This is a genomic window from Holospora obtusa F1 (assembly GCF_000469665.2).
GTDB lineage: Bacteria > Pseudomonadota > Alphaproteobacteria > Holosporales > Holosporaceae > Holospora > Holospora obtusa.
In genome coordinates, this window is record NZ_AWTR02000084.1 from 1 (window position 1) to 11,128 (window position 11,128).

The 11,128-nt window shown below is 33.5% G+C and carries 10 protein-coding genes; 9 read left to right on the forward strand and 1 reads right to left on the reverse strand.

The features are described from left to right. Positions 1–184 precede the first annotated feature (184 nt). The 9 genes from P618_RS08070 to P618_RS05160 all read left to right on the forward strand — a co-directional run bounded on the left by P618_RS08070 (position 185) and on the right by P618_RS05160 (position 7,802). Positions 185–355: a hypothetical protein gene (locus P618_RS08070; protein ID WP_024161246.1), complete on the forward strand. Its 171-nt coding sequence runs from the start codon at positions 185–187 to the stop codon at positions 353–355. Between the two features lie 462 nt (positions 356–817). Further along, positions 818–1,996: a hypothetical protein gene (locus tag P618_RS06155; RefSeq protein WP_156919028.1), complete on the forward strand. Its 1,179-nt coding sequence runs from the start codon at positions 818–820 to the stop codon at positions 1,994–1,996. 872 nt (positions 1,997–2,868) lie between these two features. Continuing rightward, positions 2,869–3,105, forward strand: a complete 237-nt coding sequence (locus P618_RS09525) for a transposase family protein (protein WP_024161247.1) — start codon at positions 2,869–2,871, stop codon at positions 3,103–3,105. A 351-nt stretch (positions 3,106–3,456) separates the two neighbouring features. Beyond that, complete coding sequence (gene ybeY, locus P618_RS06160; RefSeq protein WP_162147093.1) at positions 3,457–4,026, forward strand: rRNA maturation RNase YbeY; 570 nt, start codon at positions 3,457–3,459, stop codon at positions 4,024–4,026. Next, complete coding sequence (locus P618_RS05145; protein ID WP_021828019.1) at positions 4,023–4,829, forward strand: transporter associated domain-containing protein; 807 nt, start codon at positions 4,023–4,025, stop codon at positions 4,827–4,829. Before ybeY ends, P618_RS05145 begins: the two co-directional genes overlap by 4 nt. Before the next feature lie 214 nt (positions 4,830–5,043). Further along, positions 5,044–5,295, forward strand: a complete 252-nt coding sequence (locus P618_RS09530; protein WP_021828020.1) for a helix-turn-helix domain-containing protein — start codon at positions 5,044–5,046, stop codon at positions 5,293–5,295. Positions 5,296–5,534: 239 nt separating this feature from the next. After that, complete coding sequence (locus P618_RS07445) at positions 5,535–5,777, forward strand: transposase (RefSeq protein WP_021828021.1); 243 nt, start codon at positions 5,535–5,537, stop codon at positions 5,775–5,777. A 5-nt stretch (positions 5,778–5,782) separates the two neighbouring features. After that, complete coding sequence (locus P618_RS09535) at positions 5,783–5,944, forward strand: hypothetical protein (RefSeq protein ID WP_084024609.1); 162 nt, start codon at positions 5,783–5,785, stop codon at positions 5,942–5,944. An 847-nt stretch (positions 5,945–6,791) separates the two neighbouring features. Further along, positions 6,792–7,802 carry an NAD(P)/FAD-dependent oxidoreductase gene (locus P618_RS05160; RefSeq protein ID WP_021828022.1) on the forward strand — a complete coding sequence of 337 codons (1,011 nt, stop codon included), beginning with the start codon at positions 6,792–6,794 and terminating at the stop codon, positions 7,800–7,802. A 726-nt stretch (positions 7,803–8,528) separates the two neighbouring features. Here P618_RS05160 and P618_RS05165 read toward each other — a convergent pair. Next, a complete protein-coding gene (locus tag P618_RS05165) occupies positions 8,529–10,160 on the reverse strand; it encodes a peptidoglycan D,D-transpeptidase FtsI family protein (RefSeq protein ID WP_021828023.1) in 1,632 nt (543 codons plus the stop codon). Positions 10,161–11,128: the final 968 nt, after the last annotated feature.

Below are 11,128 nucleotides of genomic sequence, written 5' to 3' on the forward strand. Positions count from 1 at the left end.
ATTTTTTGTCCTTAAAAACTTACGGACGAAAAATATGATTATTTCAAGCAAAAATCAACTATTGCTGCGTAACATCAGTCACTTACTTAAATTTAATTTAGGGAAATGGTTTTATTGCATTCATCGCTAAAGGATATGTATTATACCCGAATTTTTTTCGACATTTTTATAACGGAAGGCCAAGATGCCTGACGAAATAACGGAATTCATGCACCGTGTGATTCCCATGGAAATTCGGTCACTTTTTACCTTACGCAAAGTCAGGACCATGATTTGGAATGGGGGCGATGCGTTGATGGATCACCTTGTGAAGGCTGGTGCGGTGCTTGCCGATGAGGGGGCAGGGAAAATTTAAAGAAAAAGGGACCTAAAGCCGTAATTCCACCTAAAAAGAACCGTCTGGAGCCTTCAAATGATGGTAAATATTCTTTATAAATCTCGTCTTTAATCGAGAATTTTTTTGCTAAACTTAAGGCAGTACCGCGCCATAGACACACGCTATAATAAAAGGTCTTCAAATGTTCTAGGCGCCATTCACTTAGCTTGCAATTATTCTTGGGCTTAATTGAAGGGCAGGAGCCTTAATAACAAAATAAATCGACTCTCCATAATATAAATCACTATATTAAAAACTTGATGTACATCGTTAAACCTTCTACGTACGTCATTGTTTTTTCCAAAAAGTGTTCTCTTTTTTTGGATAATAACCAGAGATTTGAGCGAAAGATCTATTTCTTTTTCAAAATTTTTTGAAAAAAACAGTAATTTAACCATATTTTATTATCATATATTTGTGAATTTTAGTTGTAATAATCAAATGAATAAAAATTTTTTTATAATAATGTTTCTTGTATTTTCATTATTCAATAATCAAGTAGTTTATGCTGTTAAGGGTAAGAGATCATTAAAGATGCTTAGTTCGGTAGCACCTGCACCTGCAACGAAAACTGCAGAAGAGATAGCATTAGAGAAAGAGAAAGAAGAGAAAGAGAAGGCAGAGAAAGAGAGGGTAGAGAAAGAAGAGAAAGAGAAGGCAGAGAAAGAGAGGGTAGAGAAAGAAGAGAAAGAGAAGGCAGAAAAAGAAAAGCGAGAGCTAGAAGAGAGAGTAAAAAAAGAGAAAGAAGAGCAAGAAATTAAAGATAAAGCAGAGTTAGAAAAGTTAAGTTTAGAAAGTTCCGCTCTTAAAGCTAAAATTGAAGGCATCGAAAGTGGATTGAAATTGCCTGAAGAAATTGAGGCTCTCATTCAAAACAACACGAAATTGACAGATTTTTATTCTAAAGAAGAACTCGGTCAGACTTTAAGCAATATCGTGCTAGGGCTGAACAAAAAAACAAAATTATTAGATAAATTTGCAAATAAATTTTCAATTGATCCCCAAAATATAAACAAAAAGACCCGCAAAAGATTTAAAAGTTTAATCGCAAAAGAAGTGGATAAGACAGAGACCTTAAAGAGCAATTTGAGCCAAACAGCTCAAAAGCTTGAGCCCTTTCACCAAAAAAGTGGTCAGCTTTTAGCGTTCTTGCAACAAAAAGTCGCGACGCTTAAAGCAATATTATCATCAGAATTGACAGATGAAAGCAAAAAACGCGTTGACGACCTGTTAAATACTTTACATCTTGTATCAGAAGATAAAAGTAATGAATACACTTCTGATGTTAAGGATCTTGCTAAAGAGGTGATTCAATATGCGAATTTTTCGTTAAATCAAGGCTTTATTTCTTCTAATTTTTTGAATGACCCAAATTCGTACATTTCTGTTAAATCTAGTGTAGAAAAGTTAGCGCAGATATTAGATCAAAAAGTCGAAGAAAAAAATAATTTATTTAAATCTCAAGATGATTTGATAAATTCTATTAACAAACAAGAAAAAAAGATCAACGTAATGAATCGTTTATTGGAGGAGATCGCTGAATTATTAGAAAATAAAAAAGGTAAATACCAACAAAAGAAAAGAAAATTCTTCTCAAGACGCTCTAAATCATTAACTTGAAAAAAATAAATAATCAGGTGTCTTAATTAAAAATAAAATTATTTTGGAACAAAAATATTCTTACTCACGTTAAACCATACTTGAGAGTGTATGGTTTAATACTAGACGGTGCACTCACAAGATTTGAGTCCTGCACCCGATGTATAAGGCAGCAAGAAATGAATAAAATTTTTGATCAGAATAACGTTAGAGAATATCCGATTTATATTGACCAAAATCTATGTTCGTTTAAAAATTTTTTATCTGTTTAAGTAAAAATAATCATTTTTTTAAATTTTTAAATAGACCTGCTGCGTAAGTATGATTTTATGTAAATTTTTTGAGAAGATTTGGGATTAATGGTTTAAAGTAAGAGCACATGTCGCTAAGATAATCATAGATTCAAAAACATCCAATTGGTCTAACTCCTCATAAATTCTAGGGAATTGTCTGCACAATTTGCCCTTTGTGGAAAGCAATTGATAAAACAGTATCAACGTCCTGTGCTTAAATAAGCTTGAGATTAATGAAAAAGTGTTGATGTGTTTGCTCTATTACAAGCAATATAACACAAGCACGTATAAGTTTTTTATTTAGAATAGATGATTCATGCCGAATTATTCAAAAACTAGAGCTTATTTTTGCCAAAGTTGTGGCCATTGGCAAAGATAGACATTGACCTAAGGAGAGGTGGAGTCGTTCATTATCAATGTTACAGAATGACCAAAAAGCCTTTTCATAGAGGTAAGAAAAATACCCCGCTCTCAAAGAAATCATGAAAGGGGCGAATTGTTGATATATCAAACACCGCACCTGACTCCAGACATGATTATTACGCTTCATAAACACGGATCTTTGCTTCTTAAGCACACTAGAGTTTACGTAGATTCGAGGTGCCAAGGCTTGGACAAGAGTTTAATCCAGAACGGAGTTTCTTTAAAAGATTAAAAAATAAAACTTTGGATCTACAAGAAAAAGAATACAACTGTACCTTGTCTTGTATACGCGTTAAAGTTGAACATATTTTTGCTCAAGTGAAAACTTTTAAAATTCTTTCTGATCGATACCGTAGTAAACCTAATAGTGTTTCGGGTATCGTTAACCTCAAAAACGAATTTTTCCTTGCTTAAAACAAAACTTGAAAAAGATAAACTCTAAACAAGACTCTGCCCTTTTTTCTCAAAAACTACTTACGCATCCGGTCTAATGATCGGATCGAGTGTACGTCAAATATTTTTTATTGTCTTCATTTCGATCTTTAAACTCTTTCAGTGTTGGGAAAAAGTTTAAGAATCCTAACTTTTAAACGTTAAATTCCGCGTATACGCTTATTTTAAATCATATTTTTTTGTGTGATCATTAAAGTATTAATTTGTAATAATAAAAATATTTTAAATAACAATCAATTAAAATATAAATATTATTATTAATTTTGCACAAAGTGCAAAAAAAACAACTTATACTAAAAAATTCCTAAGCTCTTGAAAAAAATTTTGAATTCCAGTAGTCTAACTTGGATTTATGTGCTGCTCATTGGTATTGTCGCTTTGACCGGCTTAGATTTAAGTTTACGTTTTAGTTTTGATTCACAAAGGAATTTTGTTTTTGAGTATCCTTTTATTGATCGAATTTTTGTAAAAACAGTGTTGAACGCTACGCTTTTGAACGCAGGTCATGCAGCACGATTCGATTTGTTTTTAGAAGTTTTGTTGATTCACGATAAAGAGATGGAACATTATACGCAACATTACGGCCCAGAGCCTGGGCCAACTAACGTTTTATCTTTTCCTTTGCTTTCTTTAGATCAAATTTTAAATTTTTCTATGGATATTCCTTTACCGTTAGGAACTGTTTTATTAGGGTTTCCTTACATTACGAAAGAAATTCAAAAATACCATTTTGACCCACAAGCGTACATAGCTCGCCTATTAATCCACGGAATACTGCATCTTTTGGGATACGATCACGTGAAAGTAAAAGAGCGTGAAGTTATGGAAGCTTTAGAAAAAAACGTTTGCACCCATTTGGGTTATGATTGGAGACCTTTATGAACTTTTTGCGACATATTATGAACTATTTTTCTGACGCTCAGCAATCAGTGAAAGACGAAACTTTAGAAGGAACCATGGAACGTTTTTTTTCTCTTCCTGTGGAAGATATTATGATTCCTCGCAGCGATATTCAAGCGGTTTCTTATCGACTTCCCTTTTCAGAGATTACGTCCACTTTCCTAAAAACTGGGTTTCGTTGGCTCCCTGTGTATAGGGAAACGTTAGATAACATTAGTGGGGTCATCAGCATTCATAGTGTTCTTGCTTTAAAAGAAGCGTGCAGTCAAGATGTTAGATGGTATCGTCATTTAAATCATGCATCTTTTGCTCCTGCATCTATGACAATTCATGAAATGATGGAAGTTCTATACAAACATCATGGCGTTGCGCTTTTTATCGTAGATGAGCATGGAGGGATTCAAGGCATGGTCACCAAAGGGCATATTTTAAAAGAGTTTAGTAGTATGCATTTGTCTCTTTCTTCAGAAGAAGAAGTATCCGTGATTAGTCGAAATCCTTGGGTGTTAAGGGGGAGAATGAGCTTAGAAGATTTTGAAGAGGAGCTTCAAATTTTTACACTATTTTCCACAGAAGAAAAAGATCGTATTAGCACTTTAGGAGGCTGGTTATGCTATATCTTGGGGCGCGTTCCGTTAAAGGGGGAAGTCATTCAACATGCTTCTGGTTTTTCTTTTGAAATCCAAAGAGCAGATCCTAGAAAAATTTACGAAGTATGTATTTTAAATTACCCTAATCAAGGGAACAGAGAGCTTGCGTCCACACAAAATTTTCAAGAAGTATAGTAAATTCAATTTGAGATTCATGAATAGATGAGCTATATTTAAGAAAAAATATTAGGGCTCGTTCTCAAATAAGTCAAACGACAATTAAAGCTAAGTAAATGACGCCTAGAACATTTGAAGACGCTTTACCATAGCGTGTGGAAATGGCGATGCATGGTGAAAACAATTGAATTGCAATACAAAATACGGTGTATTTTGTCTAAAAAGGTAGATAATGTCAACGCGCCCATATTGTATAGATTTAAGAGAAAAGGTCATGAATTTTCTCAAAGCAGGTAACAGTCAAAAAGAAGCATCTAGAGTTTTTGGAATAAATAAAATGACAATCAATAGATGGCATTTTCGTTATAAAAGTAAAGGACGTTGCCGCCCAAAGAGACGTGTGGGTGCAAAGCAAACTATAAAAAAAGAGTCTTTTATTCAATATCAATCATTCAGATACCAAATCAGAAGATATTGTCCGTGAATTTGGCATGAGTTTCAGTGGGGAACGGTATGGGTTAAGGCGCGCAGGGCTTTTAGCTATAAAAAAGTTTTCACCGATGTGGAAATCAAATAAATAAAAACGAAATACATACAAAGAAGCTAAAAATATATATCAGCTGAAAGTCTTGTATACATTGATGAAATCGAGATAAAGCTAATCATTTGTAAAGATAAAGAATAGGGAAAAAGTGAAAAATTTGTTGATAAAAAGAGCAATAAATGTTACGAAAAAACTCATATTGTAGCGGGTTTACTAATAAAGCAGTGATTGCTCCGATGGTTTTTAACGGTTCTTGTAACACACAATTATTCGAAGCTTGGGTAGCACAGTTTTTGATAAAAAAATTAAAACCCGGACAAGTTGTGATCATAAATAATGCTTCATTTCATAAATCTAAAAGAATCAGAGAATTCATTGAATCTGCCGGTTGTAGAGGGCACCACCTTATTCACCTGTTTTAAATCCAATCGAGAAATTTTGGGAAAATATGAAGCGATGGATTAGGCAAAAAATTAAGTTCTGCCGGAGCTTATATCTCAATTCAAGTGCTTTTAATATGAGGCTAAGATCCTCATTTCTTACACAACAGCATTTATTTTTGCTCAAAAATTATTCTCTGTCGTTATAGGAGCTGCTCTGTGGCATCGATAATGAACGGCTTCACCTCTTCTTTAAGTAAATGCCTGTCTTTGCCAATAGCCGCAACTTTGGCCAAGACAGGCTTTAGTTTTTGGATAATCCAGAATAAATTATCTATTACAAATAAAAAATCTATAAATAATTATTTTATATAGCTTTCTGTAATAAATCAAAAGTATTAATACTCTTTCACTAATCTCAATCTTATTTATGCCCAAGACGTTGATAACGTCCTGTCACTCGTTTTTCCATAAAGAAAAAACTTTTCTGACAATTTTCTCCAATCTATGAGGAGTTAGGTAAAAAAACGTTTAAATGTTCTTGGATATTTCTGAATTTTTGCATATCTTAGTAACATGAGAATTTACTTTAGACTATTAATTCCTTATTTTTTCATAAAATTTGCATAAAATCATACTTACGCAGCAGGTCTAATATAGGAGCAATACATTAAAATGTCAAAATTTTATTAATTTTTTAAAAAGATGCTTTATTTTTGGACTCTATAATCAAATTAAGGTGCATTTTACGTTTAGAAAAAGCGCTCAGATCATATAGTCAAGAAATTCTCATTTTTATGGCTTAATATCAGACTGCACTTTTATGCTTAAACGCGTGAACTTCAATTTAAGTTACTCTAGTATTTTTTCAAATTTTCACAGTAATATCCAAGTGCTTTTAAGTCAAGAGCTGTGAAAAACAATCTACACGATAAGTTGTGCAACAAAATTTAAAAACGATTCATAGCACTACGTCATCTTAACTGTAGATATCTAAGACAATAGATTTTTAAATAAAAAAAGCCTACACTTATAAAAAATGATATAATACTGATCATGACAGCTCTTCATTACGATGTCGTCGTTCTTGGTGCCGGGCCCGTAGGATTGTTTTCAGTTTTTGCTTGTGGCATGGTGGGTTTGCGTGTCGGAATTTTTGATGCGCTTCCTCATATTGGAGGGCAATGCTCTGCCTTATACGCGGAAAAGCCTATTTATGATATTCCAGGACACTCTGCTTTGTCGGCAAAAGAGCTTATAGAGCGCTTATCAGAGCAAATAGCTCCTTTTAATCCAAGCATTTTTTTAAAAACCCCCATCAGTACGTTGGAAAAAAATTCTGAACATGAATGGACTGTGTTTACTCCGTGTACTCAAATAAAATGTCGCACAATCTTGTTATGTACAGGAGCAGGAGCCTTTACTCCAAAGCGTCCTTCAATTCCTTTCATACAAGACTTCGAACAGAAAAGTGTGTTTTATCGCGTGGAAAATCTTTCTCAGTTTTCTGGAAAAAAAGTTATGATTGCAGGTGGTGGAGATTCAGCAGTAGATTGGAGTTTACTATTGTGTCAAGAAGCCGCAGAAGTTCTTCTTGTTCACAGAAGAACTAGTTTTCGCGCTCACGATGCTTCTTTGGAGAAATTACATACCTGTATTGCCCAAGAAAAAATAAAACTTTTTGCTCCGTGTCAAATTATAGGATTAAAAGGAGAAAATGGACATCTTCATCAGGTGCATTTACACTACTCTTCTGGTAAAACTCACTGGGTAGATTGTGATATGTTATTGCCTTGTTTTGGTTTGGAGATTCAAAAAAGTCCTTTCGAATCTTGGGGAGTTCAGTTGTCTTCAGGATTAATTGTCACCTCTTCAACAACAGGAGAAACCTCTGTTCCAGGAATTTATGCTGCAGGAGATTGTGTAACGTATCCAGAAAAATTAAAACTCATTATGACAGGATTTTCTGAAGCTGTGCAAGCCGCTCATCATTTACGTAAAACGCATTTTTCTGAAAGATCTTACCGTTTTGAACACTCTACCTCAGGGGGGATCCCTAGGATATAACGTTTGCACACCAATAAATCTCACAATTGTGTTGGTCATGAGACCCCTTACATCAGCAGTTAGTTAATGTGTTCTGAGTTTTTTTCAATGCATCTTTTCCGCACTTCCTTTTATACAAACCTATTGTTCAGGTCACGCGATATGGGCGATACTGTTAAGCTTAGCGCTGTGACGTTTGTTTCGGTAGCAATCGAGCATGAGTTTAAAATGTTGTGATGTCTTGGAAGTTGTGCTTTTCCACAATCTGAACCTCTCTTTGTCTTGTCCGTATTTTTTTCTTGTCCAAGGACGTTTTTTTGTCGCTTTATAGTGCAGTTAAGTTCAAAATTTTTGCATTAACGAATGGAAGAAATACCTAATATTAAGCAATCAAAGTTAAAGATTTTTGATTATATGATTTTAAAATTTTTCTCTAAAAATCACATACTTTTTAACAAATTTCAATTTATTTATTAAATTTCTTCACGGATATCTCAAAAAAATGCTGAAATGTCTTGAACTGCTTACTCAGCTTGGTGTATCTCATTGACATGAAGACTCTCTCTTGTCAGAAATCCTCTATACATTTTACACAAATTTCACTGAAATTTACACCTACGCACAAAGTCTATTATAAATTTGTTTAGATCAGTGATTTCAATGCATTTGTTTAACGTAAAAAAAATAACATTTATTTAAATTATACGACAACAATAAATTTTGTTATTCAATAATTTTGTATAATGTTCATTTTGCTTTATTAAAATTTTTTGTGCGATCAGAAAGCTGTATAATTCCTAAAAATCCAGAAATTTTTTCAATAATAGAGCGCACAACAGGAGCAACAATCCATCCAGCAGTATGGTAATAATGTGTTGAAGCGTTTCCTTTAGGACGATCAATAGTGATCAGTAAGACATAGCATGGTGCAGGCATAGGAAAAACAGCAACACAAGAAGTGAGATTTTGATGCTCTCTATATCTTCCGTTAATTAATATATTTGCTGTTCCTGTTTTTGCACCGACTTTGCAATAATTAGTCTTTACTTTTTGTGCTTGCCCTGTGTTTACGGCCATTTCCATCACTTCAGAAAGTGTTTTGGATAGTTCTCGAGATTTGAATATAGATGGAGATTCACAAATTTTGTTATGACGCCTTAATAACGTCAACGGAACACGTTTTCCATTGTTCAACAATATTTGAAGACTTTGAACAATGTGTAAAGGAGTAACAGAAAATCCATAGCCATATCCAGCAGTAATTGAGCGCGCTTTAGACCAATTTTTTGGGATAATGGGAATTGCATACTCTGAAAGCTCTAATTTGATAGGATTAAAAAATGATAATTTGGAAAAAAAAGATTGTTGCGCTTTTTCTCCTACCTCTAAAGCCATTTTCCCATTTACTATGTTCGAAGAGTATAAAAATCCTTCGCGCACAGTTAAAGGTCGACACTTTCCTTTAAAATCTTTGACTAAAAATCTTCCAATAGCTATGGGATGAGTTGCATCAAACACGCTATCTAAATTTCCTTTTTTTTCTTCTAAAAATAAAGCTAAATTATGTATTTTTAGAATAGACCCAAATTCGTAAACTCCGCTTGTATTTCGATTCATCGCGTTAGAGCCAGGATCTTTTTGCTTGACATTAGAATTAAAGTCTGGAAGAGAAACCATAGCTAAGATTTCTCCAGTATGAATGTTGGCTAAAATTCCGTTTCCTCCTTGTGCTTGAAATGCTTTGATACAGGAGAGAATTTCTTTACGTAAAACATATTGAAGCCGCGTATCTAGTGATAAATAAATGGGAATTTTTTTACGTTCTTGATCTGAAATTATTTTATTACATCCCTTTTCAATTCCAGAAATTCCTTGTTGATCTGTATCAACAGAACCAAGCACATGACTAAACAGATTTTCATAGGGATAGACACGTTTTTGAGTTTTAAATAACTCTAACCCCTCAATTCCAAGAGACAAAATTTTCAGACGCATTTTAGGAGACAGTTGTCTACAAATCCAAACGAAAGATTTCTTTGAACTCAAGCGCTGCTCAAGTTTCTTTTTTGATAAAAAGGGGAGTATGCTGTGAAGCTCTCGTACGGCTTCCTTAAGATTCATAATTTTTTTTGGATTTGCCGCTAAAGCAAAACTTGGCAAACTGTGAGCAAGAATTTTCCCTTGGGAATCTAATAACACACGTCTTTCCATGGATTGCTCTAAAGAAAGCTGGGGTTTGGAACGGTGCGCGATGCTTACCCAGCATAATCGAAGAACTAGAATGCTCATGCCAAAACCAGATGCTCGAATAAACCATACAAGACGATTCTGAACTAGCGTGATCGTATCTCTTCCATAAAAAATAAAGTCGTGAAACATACAAATTTTTATTTTTTCATTTTTTAAATTTTAAAAAAATATTTACTAAAAAACAACTGAATATATTAGATCTTTTGTATATTTTTTTTGAAACAGTTCGAATATAGGGTGAATAGACAATTTATACCCATTTTAGTTTCAAGCAAAATTATTTTTAACGTTCATCCTTAGCTTTGCTTTTAAAGAGAGAGTTTATGGGGAGAACCTAAATATCAGTTTAAGTAAAATCCAAGTTTTTATACGATGAAGAAAAACATCTTAATTTTATAGCTAAAGTCACATAAAATAATTATAATCTAAAGAAAATTTTAGATTCGGTATGAGCGAATGTATTCCTTCGATTTTATGCTTCGTATTTTGTCGATCAAAGAGACAGAAAAGTTAAGTATGGGCTCAAGTGAAAGCATTAAGACGAAAAATTGGGGGCTTGGTAGAGAAGCTTTTTAAGACCTCATCTACATAATCATTTTATGTAGCTTTAGCTATATTTTTGTTTGCTATTGAAATTTTTGATACGTTTATTATGTTTAACTTATTGTGAATAACGTATTTATAACCAGTCCATATCACTTTCTAAGCAAGGCCTTACGAATTTTGAATATTTAATGAGCGTGTCTTCTATCCACTTAAGTGTATCTTATGCTGTACTTTCACTGGAAGCCTTAACTTTTGCTAACGTAAAAATGTGTCCGGTATTTTCCAATGTATTAAAGGCGCCATAAGCAGCCTGTTTTCTATATCCAGCTTATTTTTCCTGTCACCACGAGTTTTGTTCTGAATCTTTACTTTTTTTTAGGATCTGATGTTACGCAGCAATAGTTGATTTCTGCTTGAAATAATCATATTTTTCGTCCGTAAGTTTTTAAGGACAAAAAATGAAACTGGATCTTCTTGATATTTATAGCAACTATTTGATAAGTCAAAATCACTATTCAACATCGACTGGTTTAGCCAATATGTTTCAAGGT